The 21,597-nt window shown below is 35.6% G+C and carries 15 protein-coding genes; 3 read left to right on the top strand and 12 right to left on the bottom strand.

From position 1 onward, the window contains the following. Window positions 1-47 precede the first annotated feature (47 nt). Together D1094_RS09295 and D1094_RS09290 are read right to left on the bottom strand one after the other, a co-directional pair. Window positions 48-1,166 (bottom strand): metallophosphoesterase, encoded by a 1,119-nt coding sequence (locus D1094_RS09295; RefSeq protein ID WP_118959813.1) that lies wholly within the window; start codon window positions 1,164-1,166, stop codon window positions 48-50. Beyond that, window positions 1,156-2,094 carry a phosphodiester glycosidase family protein gene (locus D1094_RS09290; RefSeq protein ID WP_182440142.1) on the bottom strand — a complete coding sequence of 313 codons (939 nt, stop codon included), beginning with the start codon at window positions 2,092-2,094 and terminating at the stop codon, window positions 1,156-1,158. Before D1094_RS09290 ends, D1094_RS09295 begins: the two co-directional genes overlap by 11 nt. 277 nt (window positions 2,095-2,371) lie before the next feature. On the opposite strand from D1094_RS09290, the gene D1094_RS09285 reads away from it, so the two are divergent. Next, window positions 2,372-3,577, top strand: coding sequence for a serine hydrolase (locus D1094_RS09285; protein ID WP_182440141.1), 1,206 nt, complete (start codon window positions 2,372-2,374; stop codon window positions 3,575-3,577). Between the two features lie 290 nt (window positions 3,578-3,867). Continuing rightward, the gene (locus D1094_RS09280; RefSeq protein ID WP_118959810.1) at window positions 3,868-5,742 is read left to right on the top strand and encodes a C39 family peptidase; all 1,875 of its coding nucleotides are present in this window, start codon (window positions 3,868-3,870) and stop codon (window positions 5,740-5,742) included. 450 nt (window positions 5,743-6,192) lie between these two features. On the opposite strand, the gene D1094_RS09275 is transcribed toward D1094_RS09280, so the two are convergent. From D1094_RS09275 to D1094_RS09240, 8 genes are all read right to left on the bottom strand, one after another. Further along, a complete protein-coding gene (locus D1094_RS09275; protein WP_118959809.1) occupies window positions 6,193-6,507 on the bottom strand; it encodes a hypothetical protein in 315 nt (104 codons plus the stop codon). 78 nt (window positions 6,508-6,585) lie between these two features. Beyond that, on the bottom strand, window positions 6,586-8,025 hold the full coding sequence (locus D1094_RS09270) for a M14 family zinc carboxypeptidase (protein WP_118959808.1): 1,440 nt from the start codon (window positions 8,023-8,025) through the stop codon (window positions 6,586-6,588). Window positions 8,026-8,054: 29 nt separating this feature from the next. Further along, window positions 8,055-8,864: a hypothetical protein gene (locus D1094_RS09265; protein WP_118959807.1), complete on the bottom strand. Its 810-nt coding sequence runs from the start codon at window positions 8,862-8,864 to the stop codon at window positions 8,055-8,057. A 127-nt stretch (window positions 8,865-8,991) separates the two neighbouring features. After that, window positions 8,992-11,940, bottom strand: a complete 2,949-nt coding sequence (locus D1094_RS09260; RefSeq protein ID WP_118959806.1) for an FAD-binding and (Fe-S)-binding domain-containing protein — start codon at window positions 11,938-11,940, stop codon at window positions 8,992-8,994. A gap of 55 nt (window positions 11,941-11,995) precedes the next feature. Further along, window positions 11,996-13,264: a DUF1343 domain-containing protein gene (locus tag D1094_RS09255; RefSeq protein WP_259337886.1), complete on the bottom strand. Its 1,269-nt coding sequence runs from the start codon at window positions 13,262-13,264 to the stop codon at window positions 11,996-11,998. Next, complete coding sequence (gene murQ, locus D1094_RS09250) at window positions 13,254-14,207, bottom strand: N-acetylmuramic acid 6-phosphate etherase (protein ID WP_118959805.1); 954 nt, start codon at window positions 14,205-14,207, stop codon at window positions 13,254-13,256. The genes D1094_RS09255 and murQ overlap by 11 nt, the downstream gene beginning before the upstream one ends. Then, a complete protein-coding gene (locus tag D1094_RS09245; RefSeq protein ID WP_118959804.1) occupies window positions 14,198-15,109 on the bottom strand; it encodes a BadF/BadG/BcrA/BcrD ATPase family protein in 912 nt (303 codons plus the stop codon). Before D1094_RS09245 ends, murQ begins: the two co-directional genes overlap by 10 nt. Further along, a complete protein-coding gene (locus D1094_RS09240) occupies window positions 15,106-16,698 on the bottom strand; it encodes a sodium:solute symporter (protein ID WP_118959803.1) in 1,593 nt (530 codons plus the stop codon). The genes D1094_RS09245 and D1094_RS09240 overlap by 4 nt, the downstream gene beginning before the upstream one ends. A 376-nt stretch (window positions 16,699-17,074) precedes the next feature. Here D1094_RS09240 and D1094_RS09235 point away from each other — a divergent pair, with 376 nt between their 5' ends. Beyond that, on the top strand, window positions 17,075-18,874 hold the full coding sequence (locus tag D1094_RS09235) for a glycoside hydrolase family 3 protein (RefSeq protein WP_118959891.1): 1,800 nt from the start codon (window positions 17,075-17,077) through the stop codon (window positions 18,872-18,874). A 109-nt stretch (window positions 18,875-18,983) separates the two neighbouring features. Here D1094_RS09235 and D1094_RS09230 read toward each other — a convergent pair whose 3' ends face one another. Together D1094_RS09230 and D1094_RS09225 are read right to left on the bottom strand one after the other, a co-directional pair. After that, entirely contained in the window at window positions 18,984-19,877 is an 894-nt protein-coding gene (locus D1094_RS09230) for a LysR family transcriptional regulator (protein WP_118959802.1), read from the bottom strand. A gap of 572 nt (window positions 19,878-20,449) precedes the next feature. Then, window positions 20,450-21,427: a hypothetical protein gene (locus D1094_RS09225; RefSeq protein WP_118959801.1), complete on the bottom strand. Its 978-nt coding sequence runs from the start codon at window positions 21,425-21,427 to the stop codon at window positions 20,450-20,452. Window positions 21,428-21,597 lie beyond the last annotated feature (170 nt).

Below are 21,597 nucleotides of genomic sequence, written 5' to 3'. Positions count from 1 at the left end.
TTATCATGGGTGTTTCACTTAAATAATTGTGCTTGATTACACAGCTCCTAATGTTTGCTTTGAATTAACGATTTTGTTAAATCAAAAGGGTAACCCTTAACATGACCTATAATACTGCTTTCATCAATTACTTTTAATGTCTCTAAGTCATAAGTGGTGGTATGAAATTTCTGATTATCGGTATTAATTGATAAAACAGTAACGCTAGAACGTGGTGGGTTTTGTTGTCCTACTAAGGATCTTGGCGGCGTACCTCCGCTGTTCAGTAAAAATACTCCTTGATGAAGTGCTGGAAAATAAACATGTTGATGGCCACTGATATAAATATCTACTTTATATTGCTTAAATAAAGCCATGAGTGTATCGCTTTCTTGCAATACTTCACCAAATTTATTTCTGTTTATCGCAATACCTGTTAAGGGTAAGTGACCAATAACCATCAGAGGTTTATTATTTTGATTATTAGCTAACATATTTTCAATTAACGTTAACTCTTGTACTGACATTTGAAAGCCAGAAGCGTCAATTATAACAAACGTGGTATTAGCAAATTCAAAGCTATAAAAAAAAGGAAAATGCTCTTTATAAAGGTAATTAAGCTTGGGTTGATTATTTAACCAAAATTGATTGGCGATATTACGCTCTGAGCTATATTTATATTGTTGTTGATGACTTTTACCATCACCTTGCTGATTAGCTTTGTTTTCAGTATGAATTTCAGCTTGAGTTTTAGCTAAGTATTTCGAACCATCGTGATTTCCGAAGCTTGTGGCAAAAGGAATACCTTTTTTAGTAAAAGGTGACAAAATTTGCTGATGAAAACCTTGCCACATAGAATTAATATTGTGCTCAGTTAAATTTAGTGATTGTCCAGCAACTAGATCGCCTGGTGATACAACCAATTCAACTTGCCAAGCAGTTATAGCATGGTTTACAAGGCGTTTAATGGTGTCACTATAACCAATGTCACCATAACTACCGTTAATGTCATTTAAAATTAAAATATGTTGCCAATTATTAGGTTGGCTAATATTTGCTTTACCTATTGTTTTAATCTGACTATTTGTGACATGGAGGGTAAAAGTAGTAAATAAAAAAAGAGGCACCAACACTAAAAAAATTATGTTTTGTAACTTGTTGGTGCTCCAAAAAGAGTTATTGAGCATATGTATTTTTATCTACAATGACTAAGGCTGATGGTACTGCACGGTTTTGGTTATATATTTCAGTGTCAAACGTAGCCATAGCAGAAGAACCTCCACCATCTAAATTCATCGCATTTTCACAGCCAATACTGATTAGAAATTTGGGTAAAGCGCTGATTTTATAATGTGTTGCTACTAGCATAATTAAATGTTGATCAGCGGTAACACATACTGCTGTTCTTGGTCTTAAATCATTTAAGAAAACCCCTGAACCCCAAAATACCTCTTCGGCGTAGGAAAGATTTTCCAGACCATCTTTGACTAATGTAGGCCCACCGCCGATTACTAATTTTGGCATAAAGGCGGTTCCATCATCTTTTTCAGGCACAGGCAAAGGGGTTGAATCGTCAGTAGCATAAGCTAATGGTGCTTCAAATTTATATACTTCACCAGACTGATCAAATTGATAAATCCAATTCACTTCAGCAGTATTATCAGCCGATACTGTTAGTCCGCTACGCAATACTGGATAAGCTTTAGAATTTCTATTAAGGCTAGTAACATTACGAGCAAAATAGTTAAAATTATCTATTACTGCAGAATATGAAGTGTTACCCGAAAAATAACCGCCGTTAATTGCAGCAATAGCGCCAGTTTCTTTTACAAACTCATTTAGGTTTTGACTTTGTGGGACGCTAATAGCACGTAATTCTAATGCATCATTTATTAAGTCTAACTTTAGATAATGCACAGAACCGCCAGTACCTTCTATTTTGGCACTGTAAAATTCTACGCCAGTAGGTAAAGAGGTTGTGTCAGATAGATTATTCCATTCAATTTGATAGGCATCAGTAGTTGTCTTTTTTTCTTCTGTTCCTCCACCCCCACAGTTAAGTAGCAGTGGTAAAAAGAGTAAAAAAGAACTTAATTTGAGTGACTTCTTTAACATATATACTTCCATTATTAGTCTTAGTTGAGAGGTGACTTTGTTTTTATCTACAATGTGTTTAGTCATGTTTACTTATTAATTGATCTTATTTCATCGCATTCATACGAGCGAGATAGTAACTATCGTTGAAACCGATTAGTAACTGTTAACACTTCACCTATTTATCAAGCAATTAAATTTTTATTCGAATCCAATTAACATTTGAAACTACCTACTTAGGGGGGGCGGCAAAAAATTGATTTGTTATATTCAAAATCAAAAAGCTAAGGAGTGTACTTTGAATAAAATAATTACAATCACACTAAATATCAGCATACTGCTTTTGTCTAGTTCGTTATTTGCTTTTGAAAACAATGCTATACAGGAAAAATTAAATGCTACAATCAATGACAGTTTTGAGAAGCTAGCTGTACCCGGTTTATCTGTTGCTGTAGTGCTAGAAGATGGCACTTCAATAACAGCTACGAAAGGCATTGCAATAATGTCCTCACAAGTTGAAGTTAACGAAACGCATTTATTTCGGTTGGCTAGCATGTCAAAACATCTAACTGCTATTATGGTGATGATGTTACATGAACAAGGGCATTTTGGTCTTAATGATAGAGTTTCTGATTATGTTGAATTATATAATCTACCTAATAAAGACAAGATTACTATTCGGCAATTATTAAATCACAGTGCAGGTGTTTATGATCATATTAACGGGGCTAATAACTTTTTTGATATTGCCTTAGCACAGCCCAATAAAGTATGGACATCGGCAGAAATTTTAAGCTATCCCGAGCAATATGGTGCTGATTTTGAACCGGGCACAAGTTCCAATTATTCCAATACAGGCTACTACATTCTAGGCTTGCTCATTGAATCTATTACTGGACAAACATTAGCCGATGCTTTTGACACTTTGCTAACAGCTCCATTAGCGCTTAATAATATTTTTGTTGATAATTACAGCACTGCTACTTTGCCTATATACGGATTAGCTGAAAACAATAGGGCCTACGAGTACCATTTAAGTGCTATAGGTGCTGCAGGTAATTTTGTGGCAACGCCGAACGATTTAGCCTTGCTTATTCATAATGTATTTACACAAAACATCCTATCTGCCGATTCGATCGCCGCCATGTCTTCGCCAAGCGAGCAAGATGTAGCCTACGGACTAGGAACACGCTTATGGACAGTACAAAATGTATTTCATTTTGGTCATACTGGAACGCTTGGTGGATACAAGTCTATTATGATGTATTTACCTGAGCAAAAGATGACTATTGCTATAACAGTAAATGGTTATCCGGCTAATTCAGCTGATTGGTGGGCGTTTGTTGATGAAATTTTTATCGACGTGTTATCGTTAGGCGATTCTAAGGTAGAAAATCCTATTGTTGAAGAGCCAGACAAGGTTGCTGACAAAAGCAGCGAGGGTGGCTCATTAAGCTTTTCGATTTTGTTTATAATGTGTTTGCTTATCCGTAAAAGAATATAAAGGTTAAATAAGTAAAAATACACTAACACTATCATTAAAAAGGGAAACGTTTGTTTCCCTTTTAGGTAAATTTACGCTGATAATATCGCGCTAATTCAACCGCAGTAAATACAGAATCTTCTCTAATCTCAAATCTTGTGGATATAGGTTGAACCTATATTACTTAATTGGTTGTGGTTATCTTTTAATCGTTTAATGAAAGTTCCAGTGATTATATTGCTGGTACAGCGAAATCTAACAGTAATAACATTCTGATTTCATAAAATTTTTCAATAAAAAGAATATTAACTATGAGAATAATAAAAAAATTAATAGCTTTAACTTTCTTGCTCAGTGCTAATGCAATAGCAATGTGTCCAGACGGTGCTACGTTTGATGAAAATTTAGGGTTTTGCGCAAATGGAGTTGACGCATTTGGTCCATTTACCAACGATATGGTAAGTGGGTGTGTATCTGCAGGTGGCGGTAGTGCTTGTACCAATACATATCAATATCAAGTTCAAGGTACAACCATAGACGTTTTAAGATGGTCTGAGTCATTTACTAACAATTTAAGAGGGACGGCTGACTGCCCAACAGGTAGTCTTCGTTCAGGGACTTACGGTGGTCATTGTTTTGAAAGCGTATCAGGCGCACCAAATAATGTATATGGCAACTTTAATCAACAAGAAGTTGATGCATGTAATCAGCTAAATGGTGGTACGGCTTGTTATACCAATCGTTGGGGGGCTAGTTTTTATCTTGCGGTTAAAGATCAGATGGCCAGTGGTTCAACAACCGTAGAAAACCGTTTAGGTGCTTGGTTGTGGTATATCGACGAAGATGGTTTAAACAAGAGCCATACGCAATTAGCTAATGAATTGTCTGCTATGGGTGTAAAACGTGTTTTTATTAAAATCGCTGATGATACATCTAATTGTTCATTATTTACTGACGCATGTTCAACCACAACAACCAATATTTATAAAAATAAAGGCATTGAACCTTGGGCTTGGTCATACAATTATCCAGGTGATGATGTAGCGCAAGCAGATGCGTTATATAAAGCGGCTCAATACGGTTATGTAGGGTATGTGCTTGATGTTGAAGTTGAGTTTAATAATACGTCAGCAGCACTTCATAATATATTCCAAGCGTTTGAAAGTGCTAAACAGGACGCTATTAATGCGGGTTTAATAAATGCATCATTCCCAATTGGTGCCACTACGTGGAGCAACCCAATTTCACAAGGGATGAATGTTGGCATTATTGACCAGTATGTAGACTTTCATATGCCACAAACCTATGTAGAAGTATGGGGTGCATCGTATATGGCTAACCCTAAACAATGGATAGAAGCAGGTAATAGTGAGTATCGTACACTTGGGGCTAATAAACCAATTTGGCATATTGTTTCTACAGAGTATGACAACATTACTTCAAGTCAATTAAGTCGCTTTATTGATGTTGCTGGTCCCAATACGTCAATTTGGCGTGTACCAGGAGGTCCAGTTCCTCAAGCTGTTTGGAACGATTGGTCAGCGTTAAATTGGCAACAATCTACGTTTGATAATAATGTTGCTAATCATGGTAATAGTAATGATATGTTACCTTGGATGGCTGCAGATACATCTGGCGGTGGTGGCGTTACGCCTCCTGTTGCTGAGTCAGTGCCATATTACTTTCAACTAAATAACTACTATGACCCTTACGGTACATGTTCAGTTACTTCACTTGCTATGGTGACAGACTTACATAACTTCACTAATCCAAGTGTTACGGGTAATACACCTGATTATTTATATGAAGAATTAGGTGGTGTATTACAAACCGTTCCTTCACTGGCTAATGGTTATAATACAATGGCGATTAGAGCTGGCAGCAGTAAACGTGCAGACAGTAAAACCAACGGTACTTTTGCTGAATTACAACAAGCATTGGCTGATGGCAAAGTTGCTATTGTACATGGTTGGTTTACTAATCCAGGTCACATAATGGTTGTTACTGGTTATGATGGTGCACATTATACGGTTAATGACCCATTTGGCCGTTGGAATGAACAGAAGTGGGGTAGTTATAATTCTTCTGTTTCTGGAGAAGGTCAAAAGTACTCAAAAGCTGCGTTTGAATATGCAATTAATGACAATGGTCAAGGTAATGATCTGTGGTTACACATATTTGAATAATATCGCAACGTAATAAAACAGTCTTTTAATAGGGCAAAATCCTACAGCATATTGGTGGTATTCGTCGCCAATATGCTGAAACTAGTTCATTAAATTAAATACGTTGCCATTAAACTCCTGTTGTCTGGTTATGTATTTGTACAAAAGGTTGGTTCAAGGGAATACAAACTCGACTTTATTCTCATGAAAAAAATGTTTAATTAAATTAACTTCTGATAAGAAGCATAAAATTAGTATTTTAATCATGGTGTTACTCATAAACTATGTTTTGGGGGGACATCATTTATACAGTAAACTCAGTAAACTCAGTAAACTCAGTAAACTCAGTAAACTCAGTAAACTCAGTAAACTCAGTAAACTCAGTAAACTCAGTAAACTCAGTAAACTCAGTAAACTCAGTAAACGAAATAGCATATAAAGTGTTAGATGCCTTTTTAAATCGATGGTTAGTTATTTGCCATACTTTAAGTTAGATAGTAGCCCTGCTATAAAAGGCAATGAAATTGATACGCACAAAGCGATACAAGCCTCTGGGATTGTTATTAAACTGACTATTACACCTATACTAAACACCAATAAGATCAATCCCATTAAAAACAAGCTTCCTCCCATTATCCGGCCCACTTGTTCAGGATCGGAAAAGGAATCATCGTCCCAGCTAGAAAGTAAACTTCGTTTTTGTTTCATGCCTATCATGTAACCAATAACCATACATGGTATGCCACAAAACACGGTAAAAATAATAGCTACAAATGTAGTGTCCATAAAATTAACTCTTAGTCTTACTTAATATAGGCTTTAATTGTTTATTAAATCTAAAGCTGCTGTGATAAGTACTTATATTTAAGTACCAAGTGGATTTAATGTTTTTCCGGTTCGTAAATCGATGATCTGCCCGTTGATAACCGCAAACTTAATACCACGACCATCTGTTAATAAAAATGTGGCCGTTTGACCATTACAAGGGAGAACACAGGCTGTTTTACTTGGGTTAATCATAACGGGGAATCGTGTTGAAACTTTCAGTTTGTCTATATCACCAACAAAATGGCTGTAACCTTGTTTTAGTAACCTGAAATAGACGCTATCGGTTAATGTCAATTTTTTATTAATTGAAAAGCTCTTACCCGTTTGATAATTAAAATCTTTAGCGTCAAAAACGTGATAAGCAGAAAAGTCTGAGGCATCACCAATAGCTTGGATTTTTGCTTTTTGTGAACCGTATACATCAAAATTTATTATTAAATCAGTTTGATAATTCTTATTTTTGTGATGATTTATAGTCAGATTATTAATAATTAAATCTTTGATTTTATGCTCAATATTTAATGGGATAGATTCGTATTGAGCTTGGGTGAATGTAGTATAAGATTGAGTATTAATTGAGTCTATTCCTGCTAATACCATTTTATAAATAGCTTTACGGGCAACTTGACGGTTATCGTCAGAAGGGTAACCGCCAGCTTCTATTAGAACCGTGCTTACTCCTGTTTTAGTAAAAGTGTCACCAAATGCTCTATGGGAATATCCATCATCGTATCGACCAATATGATCGGTTAATTGTCCTTCAATTGTTTCGTTTATATCGACAATAAGCTGCATTGCATTTAAACGAATTGGGTTAATATCACGTTGGTAATTATAAGAGGGAGCTAATATTGATACGGTTGCTGGATTACCAGTGTTTCCTGCGCCATATGTTCGGCTTTGATCGTGCAAGTTAAAAGCAAATTGAGGCTTTAGTGTGGTTAATAACTCCATTAGCACTTTACCTTCAGGAGTTTGCAACGCTCTGGCATCTCGGTTTATATCGATACCTTGTGCATTGACACGGGTGGTTTTATCAGCACCATCTGGATTTAACATTGGCATAAACGTAAGGGTTAATTTGTTCGTCCAGCTTGCACGCCAGTCGACCTGTTCATCATCGATGATGTAATTAATGACATCAAAAATAGCACCTGTAGCCGTGGGTTCATCACCATGCATTTGTGACCAAATTAATATGTGTGTTTTCCCTTTACCTACTGAGATAGTTTTTATATTGGTGCCATTAAAAGATTGCCCAATGGTTTGAATAGTCAGCATTGGCTGTTGTTCAAGCGCACTTAACACAGGGGAAATATCTTGATGTTTAATAAAAGGTTTGTCTAACCCTGATTGTTTATATTTTCCATATCTGACATCAGCTTTTGTTTTTGCTATTAAGGGAGAAACAGTAAGAGCTGTCATCATTACTAGTACTTTAATTGTGAGTAAAAGGTGTTTTATTAAGTGATTCATTACAGGTTCTTTTGTTGATATAAAGGATGTTAGAGGCTATTTCTCAGCCTATTTTGTCTTCTAAAATCATCTATAGCTTTGGCTAATAACAATAGGGTTGGGGTTAAAGCCTCGGCTGTTTTTTCTGGTGTATTGTACAATCTTATCGCTTGATCTTGAGCTGCTAATTCAAGTAAAAATCCGCCCCCTATTGAACCACCAGTGATCTTTAATGTTAAATTATCTTGATATTTAATTGTTTCTTCATAGCCTGGTCGTGTTCTAAAACCGGCGTTATTTAATGACTCTAGTATTTTATAATCATGCAATAAGTAGTAAGTAAGCTTCTGTGTTGCGTGACTCATATTTCTTTTATCTAAAATAAATTGAACCCCACCAATATAAAGAGAACCTTCTTTATAATTTTCAGGGAAAATAATGTCAGCATCAAAGTGCAGTGAAATAATTGTCGCGTTATGTTTTACCGCAGCTTTTAGTACTTTGTCATAATTGGCGTAAGCCAAGTCAAAATCATGTTTGTTTTCAATAATGTCTTTATCAAACAATAAGTCTTCAACATTTAACACGTAAGTGGATAGATTTCTGTTTTTTAATGCGTTATTTAGTTTCACAATAGCGGGGTCAATAAAGTTTCTTTCTACACCATTGGCTCCACCGCTACTTAAATTAAGATGACCAGGTTTAGTGTGATCTGACAGCAGTAACACGTCAGTTTTTTCTATCTGAGTGATAATTTGTTCAATATTATTGAACTGGCTTTTTGGTGAAACGGAAATAGAGGGCACGGCGCTACAGGCAGAAATAGCCAAACTGCAAATCAAAACTAATAATTTTTTCATTTAAATTCTCATATCGAAGTTTAATAATAGCATTCTAAACATAGTTATATTAATTCCTACACCTATTAGAGGGGGCATAGCAAGCATCATTGATACCAGTTAGCTTTAGACTAGGGCATATTAATGATTAAGGTTTAGTTATTGTCTCAGTATCTTTAGCTTCACTGATTTCATCGAGTAAATAAAGTATTGATTGATAAGGAATACCGCTATGGCGAGTTAAACCAATTTCACAACTTCTATTATTACTATAGCCGTATTCACATTGTGTAGGTTGCTGCGCTTTTAACTGTTTTAAGGCGTGTTTGTTTAGGTTGGGTTGAAAAAAACCTTTATCGCCTGCAAAGCCACAGCAACTTATATCGGCAGGAATTTCTACGTGTTCAGCACAAAGTTTTGCTACATGGATTAATTTTTTGTCAAAATGACCGCGCTTACTGCTACAAGTAACATGCAACATAATGCTTGGTTTTTTAGTGCCAATCGTTAATTTAGGTAAAGCAAATTCACTGACAAACTCAATAACTTCGTAAAAATTGATGGTGTTATTTAGATCTTTAAGGTGTAAAGCACAAGCACTGGCATCAATTATTACCGGATATTGTCCATCATTACTTGCTTTAGATATTATATCAAAGGTTTGCTTGGCTTTGGTATCGGCGTTTTTAGTGTCACCTTTACTTGAAAATGCCATTCCGCAACATTGCGAAGCACTTTCATCTGGAATAATTACCTCGAAACCCGCTTTATTTAATACCGAAATAACCACATCAGGTAAAGATAGATTGCTTGAAGGCAAATCGTTTAATGATTGAGTACTCTTATCTTCTGTTGTTGCAAACACTCTACCTGCACACGCTGGTAAATAAACCACTTTATTTACAGGTTTATCTGATTTTTGATTAGGGGAAATGTCAGGCTGAAATAGTCCTGTTTTCAGTTTTTTTTCACCTTTAGGCCAATCTGAAAAATAAAGCGGCACATAACCATTTGATATTTTATTCAGTACTTTAAACCCCCTTGTTACAGCTGTTGTACCGAGCATTACTTGGCTTTTATTTACTATATTAAAACCTATACTAGCAAGTTTAGTAATAGTAGATAAATGACGAGCAGTAGTATTAGCAATAAACTTTTTACTCGATGATTGCTCAAAGCGTTCTTGGCGTAATGCTTTAATAAATTCACCTGTATTAATACCAACTGGGCATTCCATGCCACATAACCCCGTGGCAGCACAGCTATCTATGCCTAAAAACTGATAATCTTGGTGTAATGTTTGGTACTCTTGTTGTAGTTTTTTTCTCTTAGATGGTGAAAGGTTTCTGTCGGTAGCTATTAGTTTATTAATATGCATTAAACGTCGCCATACACTTATTCGTTGCCTAGGCGTAAGCGTTAAACCTTCAGATGGGCAAACCGACTCACAAAAGCCGCATTCAATACATTTGTCAATAATGTTGTGCGCTTCTGGCATAAGTTTGAGGTTTTTTATGTGGGCTTTTTTATCATCGTTAATGATTACACCGGGGTTAAGAATGTTGTTTTGATCAAATAACACCTTTATTTCTTTCATTATTCGATACGCGTCTTTTCCCCATTCCAGTTCAACAAAAGGAGCCATGTTACGACCTGTGCCATGCTCTGCTTTTAGCGAGCCTTGTAACCGAACAGCGACTAAGTTGGCGACTTTAGCCATGAAGTTATCGTATTGGGTAATTTTTTCTGGCGTATCAAAAGATTGAGTAAAGACAAAATGTAAATTACCCGCTAAGGCATGACCAAAAATAATCGCTTCATGGTAGCCAAATTGGTTAAATAGCTTTTGTAATTCAGTGATACCTAATGCCATAGAATTTAATGGAAAAGCAACGTCTTCAATAATAACCGTTGTACCTTTTTTTCTTATTGCACCTACCGCAGGAAAAGTTTCTTTGCGGATATTCCATAAGGCTTCATTACGTTGACTGTCGGCACTAAATGGCATGTTAGTAATAATGTGATCGGAAAAATGCTCAAGCTCTACGCAAATACGTTCCACTTTTTCAGCTAATTTCCGATATTCATTTGCTTGTACCTCAATTAATAAAGCGACGGCATGCTCAGGTAGGTACGCTATGGCTTCGGGCATTATATCGTGATCGGCAACCGACATCAGTGCACGTTTATCGAGTAATTCAACAGCGTTAACGTTAAGATCGGCTAATGTTTGAATTAGTTGACAAGCAGTGGTGGTATTGTCAAAAATGAAAAAACCAGCGCTTTTATAAGGATTATCCTCAACGGTATTAAAAGTAATATCGGCAATGAATCCAAGCGTGCCTTCAGAGCCAATCATTAAATGTTTAATAATTTCAATTGGGTCACTAAAATCAATCAAGGCATTTATACCGTAGCCGGTTGTATTTTTTAAACGATATTTATGAATGATTTTTTGTTTTAATTTAGTATTTTCTTTGGTGTGTTTAGCCAGTGCCAATAATTGCGTAATTAAATTTTGGTGGCTGCTTAAAAATGTTGAGCAACTCTCCTCACAAGCCGTATTCAGTTCGCTCCCGTCGGCAAAAATCAGGCTCATATCAGCCAATGTATGGTAGCTATTTTGTTTAACACCACAGCACATTCCTGATGAATTATTAGCTGCTATTCCACCTATTTTACAGCTATTGATGGAGGCAGGATCTGGACCTATTTTTTTTGCATAAGGCTTGAGCAAACGATTCGCTTTAGCGCCTATAATCCCTGGTTGTAAGGTGATTTTATTCCCTTGCTCATGAATGGTATGTTGCGTCCAATGATCAGATAATACAATAAGTACCGAATCGGTAACCGCCTGCCCAGACAAACTGGTGCCTGCAGCTCTAAAGGTAATGGCTATGCCATGTGCATTAGCCAGTTTAACAATGGCTCTCAGTTGTTCTCGATTGTCTACCTGAATGATTAATTGAGGGGTTAGTCGATAAAAGCTCGCATCAGTACCATAAGCATAGCGCTTACTATACTCAGTGATTAAAGCATTAGCAGGTAAAAGTTCTGCTGCGAGTAGACTAAACTTTTGAAAATTATTTTGTGTCATTATTGTATAATTTTTTTATAACGGAAATACTACCTTGATAGGTAAGGTAAAGTAACTAAGGGTATAACAAATAAGGTTGACGTTTTTTTTTGAAACTATCTAATCCTTGCTGCCAAGATTGTTTTATTTCATCTTGAGATAAACCCGCTTGAATTTGTTTTCTGAGTTTGTCTGTTCCTGATAATTTATCCATAAAACCGGAACGCGTGAAGAAGGGCTTATTATGTTGTTTAAATAAGTTATACCAAGCAATTAAATAGGATAAATCTAACCCGCTAGTATGTATGGCACGCAAGTCTTGTCCCATTGCTTTTTCACCACTTAATTTAGGTGAATTGGCTACGCCTTTTATAGGTCTGGGTGTAAAAGTAAAATCACCATTGGAAAAATCATTAAAGCCAATTACTTGAAAAGGAAAGTGTGTGCCTCTACCAATACTTACAGGAGTTGCTTCAAAAAAACCTAAAGAAGCATAATGAGCTATAGCAATATCATTAGGTAAGTTAGGGCTAGGTTTTATTGGAAGGGAATAGTCCATTTTTCGATGATAATTTTTAACAGGAATAATGGTCAAATCGACTTTTTTATTGATCCAATTTTCACCATTAATCATTAATGCTAATTCTCCCACTGTCATGCCATGCAATAAAGGGATCTCATCTACCCCAACAAAAGACTGAAAGGTTTTATCTAAAACAGGGCCGTCAACATACTTACCATTCGGATTAGGTCTATCTAATACTATAAATGGAATGTTGTTATTTGCGGCAGCTTCCATCATATAATGCATAGAGCTAATATAAGTGTAATAACGTACACCAACATCTTGAATATCAAATAACAGTACATCGACCTGTTTCATCACTTTGGCTGAAGGTTTTTTTTGCTTCCCGTAAATAGAATAAACTTTCACCTTAGAGGCTTTATCTAAGCCTGAATTGACTGTTTCACCGGCTTCATGATTGCCTCTAAAACCATGCTCTGGTGCAAACACAACTTCAACGTTCAAACCTTTGTTTATCAAGTAATCAACTATATGTTGGTTTTGCACGCGAGAAGTTTGATTAACCACTAAGCCAATGCGCTTATCTTTTATTAGCGGTAAATAAAGAGATAATTGTTCTGCGCCAACTTTTATACTATCGGATATATTTTCAGATAGAGTTTCTGATTGAAGCTTAGGTTGGGGCTCAACGTTAAAAGGTTTTGCTTTGATTGGTGTTATTAATATCGAATAAGACATTAAACAAGTAAAACAACCAAGCAAGTACAAAGTATTAAGAAACGTACTGCTGTTATTTTTTAACGTTATACTACTTTTCATTATGACTTTTCACTGCATTACGTAAAAAACCATGATTACTTTTGATGAGTACTTTTGCTTCATCGAGAGGAGAGCCAGTTAAAATCATTAAAATTGCTAATTTTGCGGAGTAATCAGCTTGTTCAAGTGTTTTTCTCGCCAAATTGTGTTCACACCCTGTGGCTTGCATTACTATTCTACTGGCTCTTGCATAAAGTTTTTCATTGCTGGCGTGCACATCGATCATTAAATTCTTATAACTTTTCCCTATACGGATCATACTTGCCGTTGTTAACATATTTAAAATAAGTTTTTGTGCGGTACCTGATTTCATACGTGTAGAGCCGGTTAAAGCCTCTGGGCCAACTTCTGCACATATACCGACGCTTGCAATTTTTAAAATAGGTGCGTCAGGATTACAAGTAACTGAAACAGTTCTAGCATTTAGGGTGTTAGCATAATTTATTGCCGTTATAACATAAGGCGTACGACCACTCGCAGCGATGCCTACTAAAACATCATTTTGATTAAAATCAATGGCTTTTAGGTCGTTAATTGCCAAAGTTTCACTATCTTCTGCGCCTTCAACCGCTTTGTACATGGCTGAACCTCCACCAGCTATTAAGCCTATGACCATATCATCAGGCACTGAAAAGGTCGGAGGGCATTCTACTGCATCTAAAACGCCTAAGCGTCCACTCGTACCTGCACCTAAATATATTAATCTTCCATTTTTTTTAAATGCTTCAATAATATATTCAACTGCAATTGTTATCTCAGGTATCACTTTTTCAATCGCTGTAGCGACTTTATGATCTTGTTGATTAATTAAGGTGAGTACATGAGACGTAGGCAATAAATCGATTTCTAAAGTATCTGGGTTTTGCTTCTCTGATACCATCGATTCTAATTCTGCTATTAGCGATTGCTCATCAGCCATAGAGCCTTTTGATGTTATTGACATGTTTTAAATTCCTGATTTCTTTTTATGTGATGTTTTGCTAATAGGCAAGCACCGTCAATTGAGTTTCCTTTTGAGGGATGTAATCTTTTTTGCAGAGGTTTAGATAAATAAGGTGCTGAGATTTCAGCTAAACTCCCCGTTAAAAACAAAGGAACATTTTTGTTATAAAGTGCGGCATTAGCTAATACTTCTACCTGTTTTATATGTTCTTGAAAAACTTTCTTTGCTAGCGGGCAATTTTCCTTTAGTTCTGTCACCAGTGGTGCCAAATTTGCAAAATCTAAAGGTTTTGCATGACTTAACCAACTTAATATTTCTGTTCTAGTATTTCCAATATGTTGGCTGATTTTTAAAGAGAGTATTGCTGCAAATTCCCCATGTTTGTCATAATCCCATAGTGCGGCACGAACAGCCTGTTTTCCTATGAAAAAAGCACCGCCTTCATCAGAAATACTTGCTCCCCAACCACCTACTTGCTTGGTTTTACCGTAACAATCTAAAGATATTGCTACTGAACCAGTACCTAACGCTAGGCAGACGGCTTCATCACCATTATTTGCACCAAAGATTGACGTGATAGCATCGGTGGTAACAAGTAACTGATCTTTGTTAATATTTAACTTTTGATATAGTTGTTCACAAAATACTTTTTTTAATTGTTCGTTACCTGCACCAGCGGCTCCTATAGCAATAAAAACTTGATGCGACTGGCAATCAACTAGTTGAGTTAATTGAGTTACTAATTGTTTTACAACATCAACTGCTTGTTCAAAGTTATTACTGATAGAGCAGCTTCCCCCTTTTAGCTCAAAAAGAGAATGAGGGTTCTCAGTTCTCGATGGCGTAATTCTAGCAATGATTTTTGTTGCTCCGCCATCAATACCAATAATATATTTGATCATGCATTAATGGCCTTATTGAATTCAGTTTGTACCTTTTTTGACTGTTTACCCAAGCAGCAAATAATAAACGCACAAAAAGTACCAATACATAACTGCCAACTAAAGCCAATATTAACCTCTGCGAAAGCAGGGTGAAGAGAATTCAATACGTATGGCTGCATACTAAAAGTGATTAAAGCGCCGCCAACCAAAGACGCTAAAACTGAATGCTTGCTACCTCGGTTAGTAAATAAAGCGGTAAAATATACCCCTAATAAACCGCTATAAGAAAACACCATGACACTTAACGCAAAGGCTAATAAAGGCATTTGAGTATATCTTTGCCAATAGAAACATAATATTGCCATGCTAGCTAAAAACAAGGCACTTATTATCATGCCGAACTGACCTGCGATAACAAAATGTCTATCAGAATATTGTTTATTTGATTTTTTGATATATGGACGATATATGTCTTGAATAATGACGCTAGACATAGAATTAAGCCCTGAATTCAAGGTTGATAATGCAGCAGCAATTACCCCCACAGTAACTAAGCCTTTCACACCAGAAGGTATTTCATTAAGAATGTAATACATAAAGATTGTTATTTTTTCTCCATCAAAATTTTGAATGATTTCGTTAGAGTCTGAAAGTTGCATTAAATCTGGACGTTGATAAAAAATATAAAGCAGTAGACCGATAAAGATGAATATCGCCATGACCGGAATAACTAAAACTACAGACCAGATCATCGCTTTAACACCATCTTTAGCGTTTTTGCAGGTTAATATTCGTTGGGTCATATCTTGATCTAGACCAAATGCGGCGATATTTAATAATACAAAGCCTGTGATTGAGGACCAGAATGAGAATACCCCAGCTGAACTAAAGTCTAGATTAAAATTAAGTATTGTTAACTTTGATACTTGCCCATTACTGGGCTCTTGTAACGCCGTTATTATTTGTGAAAAATCTGCAGGAATCGCATCTAATAAAAAATAGATAACACATAAGGCGGCACTAATATAAACAAAGCATTGAATAGCATCACTATAAATAACTGAACGAATACCACCAATAACGGAATAGGCTAGTCCTAATGCTGTGAGTATTACTATGGCAAAAACTACACTTTGCGCCGAAATGTTGCCAAATAAAATCATCGCGACTGCAATCGCGGCAAGGTAAAGCCTAGCGCCACTGGCGAAAACTCGACCAAATAAATACATGTATCCCGATTGTTTTTTAGCACTTTCACCGAATTTAACTTCTAAAAATTCATAAACGGTTGACACTTTATATTGATAAAACTTAGGAATTAAATAAATAGCAACAAAAAAAACAGCAAGCAACGCGCCTATATTAGTCGCGAGATAGGTCATATTTCCCTGATAACCTTGATCTGGTCCTCCTAAAAATGTAGCAGCTGATTGTGAGGTTGCTAATACAGATATAGCAACAACCCAAATAGGCATTGAATTACCACCAAGAAAATAATCATTAGTGTTACGAGATTTTGTCTGATTAAAGTACCAACCTATAAAGGCTAAAACCATAAAATATAAGCCAAAAACACCCCAATCTAACCATGTGTATTGTATATTCATAGTGATACTTTGAACTCTTTATTAATATTAGGATTATTGATGATGCACATACGCGTCTTTAATGGTAATGATTTTTACTGAAATAAACGATTCTTGATACCCTCAAAAGAGTTACTTGATCTGTTTCTTGAATTCTTTGTTCTTTTACAATAATAAATAAGCTTTTTAAAAGGTATATCACACCTAGTTGAGGGGAGCACGATAGTAAAACAAATTATTATTATATGGTTCACAACGAATACTCTTTAAAGCGGAAACACCGATGAATAACATTATGATTGTGAAAATATTATTAATTTTACTATTAATATCTTGTTTTCAAGTTCAGGCATTTACTCATACATTAAGCATAGAGCAACAAGTAGCACAGAAGCTAATGATAGATATTCGTTATTATTGTGATGAAAATAATGACGATATAAGCTTAAAAATAAAACATGCAGAAGTTAATCAGACATCAAAATGTAATACCCCACTTACTAAGCTACCAGCCTCACTTAAAAAAATGATTACCGAGACAAACTTAGGCGGAGTGATTTTATTTTCTGAAAATCTAGAGAATATAGACCAAATAATAGAACTAACAAATGATTTACAGTTAGCTGCTAAAGCATCGTCTCTTAAGTCACCATTACTCATTTCAATCGATCAAGAAGGCGGGCGTGTTGCAAGGCTACCACGTCATTTATCTACGCCATTTACCGGTAACATGTCTATTGGAGCCACCTATGCTAAGCATGGTGAAAAATATGCAACGCAATCAGCTACTGTTATCGCAAAAGAGCTAACTGCATTAGGTATTAATGTTAATCATGCACCTGATATTGACGTTAATATGAACCCAAACAACCCTGTTATTAATGTGCGCTCTTTTGGCGAAGATCCTCTAAAAGTGTCTATTTTAGGGGCAGCTCAAGTACGTGCTTTTCAAGCTAAAAAGTTAATTGCTACGATAAAACATTTTCCAGGGCATGGAGATACTAATGTTGACAGTCACAGTGGGTTACCACTTGTTACGCATTCATTAGAAACAATAAAAAATATTGATATATTGCCATTTAAACAAATCATCGCTAAAGCCCCCCCAGGTATGATCATGACTGCTCATATTCAATACCCAGCTTTAGACAATAGCACCTTTACTTCTAAACATGGTGAGGTGATGATTAAGCCTGCAACAATGTCTTATGAAATACTCACCACATTACTTAGAAAAGAGCTGAACTATAAAGGAGTGGTTATAACCGATGCGCTTGATATGGCTGGCGTTAGTGACTTTTTTACACCGACGCAAGCTGTAATTAATACCTTTAGCGCAGGCGCTGATATTGCGTTGATGCCACTAAAGATAAGAACACCCCAAGATATCATGAAACTAAAGCAGCTTATTCAAGATATTTCAGCAGCGGTAAAATCTGGACTGCTTGATAAAAAAGAATTTTCTCTTTCCGCAAATCGAATATTTAGCCTAAAAACTGAGTATAAATTGTCAGAAGCATTCTCTAGCAATATAAAAAAAATGAAACTAAAAGCAAAAGCTACATTGGCAAATAAAAATCATTTACATGTAGAAAAGTCGCTTGCTAAAAATGCTATCACGCTATTGAAAAATAAAAACAACAACTTACCGTTAACTGTAGAAAGCAAACCAAACATTCATTTAATTATGCCTGACCAAAGTAAGTGTATTGCTCTTAAATATTACTTATTGCAACACGCTCCATTTAAGTTGACATGTACCAATTTACTCGTTAATGACAGTACTTATGCAAAGAGACATATTGAACAGGCTGATATCGTTATTGCTGGTAATATATCACCTCTACAAAGTCCAGTTGAAACAGGTGGAGTGGAAGACTTAACGCGTGAGGATGTTAATAAAAATATTAAACAAGCTAGTGGTCAGTTAGAAAAGTTACTTATTTTTACCAAAAGTATTAATAAAAAAGCTGTTTTTATAAGTTTACGGGCGCCTTATGATGTAACGCGTTTTGAAAGCTATGCTGATACTGTCTTAGCTAGTTATGCATACAATACTGATATAACTGAAGACGGGCAAAAAGTCACAAGTGCTGCTTTTTATGCTTTAGCTAATGCATTAGTTGGCAAGGCAGAAATTAGTGGTGAATTACCTGTGACGATTTATCCTTCAAATGAAGTTGAAAAAAATAAATAGGATATAAATTAACAGCAATATTAATTACATGAATAAAATTGATATTGCTGCCATTATTTTTAAAATACTAACCTTATAAATAATAAATAGCGTGACACCATAGGGCGCTTTAAGTTGCTTTACTACCCAGTTTAGTTAAGTTATCGATTAACCATTTTAAACACTGACCATGCGGTATTTCACTTTGCCAGATAATATCTACACAATGCGGGTAAGTGACCGTTTGATGAGTTGTTGGTAATTTAACTAACTCCCCTGTTTCCAACTCATGTTTAATCAAATTTAAAGGTAAGTCTGCCCAACCCACATTATTTTTTACCGCTAATATTAAAAGATTAGTGTTATTTGTATACCAAAGCTTAGTGGACAGTTCGCTATCAAAGTGCCTATAACCCGTTTCACAGTCAGTAATACGTATATGTCGAAATTGAGTTAATTCGTTAGGAGATACTGATTTTTGCAATGCAAGAGGGTGATTCTTACTGACAATAGTACTGTAATGGCTATGAGCGATGCCGCGAAAAGCAAACTCTTCAGGATAATCATCTTGGCTTAATGTGATAGCCAAATCTACCTTTCCTGCTTTGAGTAATTGACTTGCTCTATTATGAGGGGCGGTTATTAATAACAGTGAGGTTGAGGGGAACTTCTCTTCAAATGTAAGCATTAATTCGAAAATTAACTCACTTGATAGCGCAGTTTCATCGTAAGCAATACTGATTTCATTTTCAACATCTTCAACCATATTACTAATTCGATGAACTAAGTTATTATGACTTTTAGTAACGGTCTTAATATCATTTAATAAAGATAACCCTTCTTTGGTTAATGAAGGTGAACGACTTGAACGATCGAATAAATCAAAACCTGTATCTACTTCTAAATTACTGATTAACCCACTGATAGACGACTGGGCTTTACCCAGTTTTCTTGCAGCGGCTGAAAAACTACCAGTTTCAACAGTCGTAACAAAAGCTTCAAGCTGTTCCATGGATAACTGCATATATACGCCTATAAGTTTATGTTTATATCAAGAAAAGTCAGTTCTATTGTTATGTTGTCTTATCTGAACATTTATTCAGAGCTCAATAACTACTATGACTTTTGAAAAATATTGCTGTAAGTTAACTTTCAATAACCCAATTCAAAGATGAAAGTCAAGATTAAAAGTAAGTCGTTACAATAATAACGTGAATGTTATCTGTATCAATCATTTATTCGTTAAAGGTTATAAACACTTATGTAAAATAAATCCTATATTAATTGTAGCCAAGCACATAACTTTTATTAGAATATGCATCAGAGCTTACATCCTCTTTTTTGTTACATAATTCGAGCTGAGAATTATTCGTCAATGAATCATTTTTTATTTCGTTTTTTTCTAATTCTAATGTTGCTATCTGTTCATTGTTATTGTTCATTTTGATATCACTTATTTAGGGTAATCATTTGTTTTAACGTATTACACTAATTACTATTTCAAATATAAAAACTTAATGTATCCCCCTCTTGGGGGCTACTTCTTTGGAGCGTTATTCAATCAATTGTTGTTTTACTAGCTTAAATCATTAATTATTACCATTTGCTACATTCATTTTTCTTATAATTGAGTAATCCCCAATTAACTTGTTCAATATCAACTGCTAACTCAGGTGTATGCATTCGCCATATTGAAGCGTTAGGGCCTGCGTGTTCAATAAATTCGTTTAATTTAACGCTGTCTAATATGCCATCTTCATGAGAAACAATATGCCAAATCGGCTTAGTTGCTCCTAAATTTTGATATTCACAATCGCCTTGTTCAATTGTTCCTTGGATATCATTTTGTGTACCCCATTTTTCAATATAGGTTTGAGGCATGTGAAAATCAGCGTATTGGTCAATAACGTCTATCGCCATTTGATGATCCGCTGGATTCCCCCATGTAGTCACCCCTAATAAAAATGAATCATCAATTAGCCCCTCATTAACAGCTTCATTCAATTTATCTCTATGTGCGGACATTAGTGTTTCAAGTTGTTCTTTTTTTCCATCGAATTCAACTTCAACATCCATCACATATCCGGTATAACCAACTTTAGCTGCAGCGTATAACATATCGGTTTGTGCTGATAACTGACTAATATCATTGTATGTCCAAGCCCAGGGCTCAATTCCTTCATTTACATAGAAGGCTAAATTTGAAGGCTCACAGGCATCTTGCCAAACACCACAATTGACGCTATCTCCATCAAAAGTGATAGCATTACTTTGGTAATTATAATTTATATCATGTATTTTTATGAATACGCGTTTTACCCCCATTTCTGCTAAATATTTAGCCATTGCTTGATGATCACCTTTCACTAAGCCGGGTTCATCAATATAAAAAAGCCAAGCGCCCAATTTGTTGCTAGTAACGCTAGTAGTTTCTGGATCCGTTGGCGTTACTAGCGGAGGTGTTGTTGTAGGAGGTTCAGGCTTTACTTCTACTTCATTTGAGTCGCTCCCTCCTCCACAAGAAGCCAATAACGCTAAGGTTAATACTGAAATGTAGTGTTGTTTTTTATTCATGATCGTGCCTATTATTTTTAGTAATGATCAATATAGGGAAAATTACTGATAAATAGGAGTTGGTTACTATCGGGAAAAACGATATGTGGTTTGGACTTATTTTTGATTAAGTTCGTTAAGTTAGTACAAGACTAGGTAATCAAAAAGCCAAAGAGTTTATTATACTTTTG

This window comes from Colwellia sp. RSH04 (assembly GCF_003545765.1).
In the GTDB taxonomy this organism is placed as follows: domain Bacteria; phylum Pseudomonadota; class Gammaproteobacteria; order Enterobacterales; family Alteromonadaceae; genus Colwellia.
This window is presented reverse-complemented; position numbering and strand designations above follow the sequence as displayed.

Coding starts and splice junctions, on each gene's coding strand:
- D1094_RS09245 (WP_118959804.1), bottom strand. CDS start 15,109: ATGATCAAATATATTATTGGTATTGATGGCGGAGCAACAAAAATCATT.
- D1094_RS09235 (WP_118959891.1), top strand. CDS start 17,075: ATGATAGATATTCGTTATTATTGTGATGAAAATAATGACGATATAAGC.
- D1094_RS09280 (WP_118959810.1), top strand. CDS start 3,868: ATGAGAATAATAAAAAAATTAATAGCTTTAACTTTCTTGCTCAGTGCT.
- D1094_RS09225 (WP_118959801.1), bottom strand. CDS start 21,427: ATGAATAAAAAACAACACTACATTTCAGTATTAACCTTAGCGTTATTG.
- D1094_RS09270 (WP_118959808.1), bottom strand. CDS start 8,025: ATGAATCACTTAATAAAACACCTTTTACTCACAATTAAAGTACTAGTA.
- D1094_RS09275 (WP_118959809.1), bottom strand. CDS start 6,507: ATGGACACTACATTTGTAGCTATTATTTTTACCGTGTTTTGTGGCATA.
- D1094_RS09290 (WP_182440142.1), bottom strand. CDS start 2,094: ATGTTAAAGAAGTCACTCAAATTAAGTTCTTTTTTACTCTTTTTACCA.
- murQ (WP_118959805.1), bottom strand. CDS start 14,207: ATGTCAATAACATCAAAAGGCTCTATGGCTGATGAGCAATCGCTAATA.
- D1094_RS09240 (WP_118959803.1), bottom strand. CDS start 16,698: ATGAATATACAATACACATGGTTAGATTGGGGTGTTTTTGGCTTATAT.
- D1094_RS09260 (WP_118959806.1), bottom strand. CDS start 11,940: ATGACACAAAATAATTTTCAAAAGTTTAGTCTACTCGCAGCAGAACTT.
- D1094_RS09255 (WP_259337886.1), bottom strand. CDS start 13,264: ATGAAAAGTAGTATAACGTTAAAAAATAACAGCAGTACGTTTCTTAAT.
- D1094_RS09265 (WP_118959807.1), bottom strand. CDS start 8,864: ATGAAAAAATTATTAGTTTTGATTTGCAGTTTGGCTATTTCTGCCTGT.
- D1094_RS09295 (WP_118959813.1), bottom strand. CDS start 1,166: ATGCTCAATAACTCTTTTTGGAGCACCAACAAGTTACAAAACATAATT.
- D1094_RS09230 (WP_118959802.1), bottom strand. CDS start 19,877: ATGCAGTTATCCATGGAACAGCTTGAAGCTTTTGTTACGACTGTTGAA.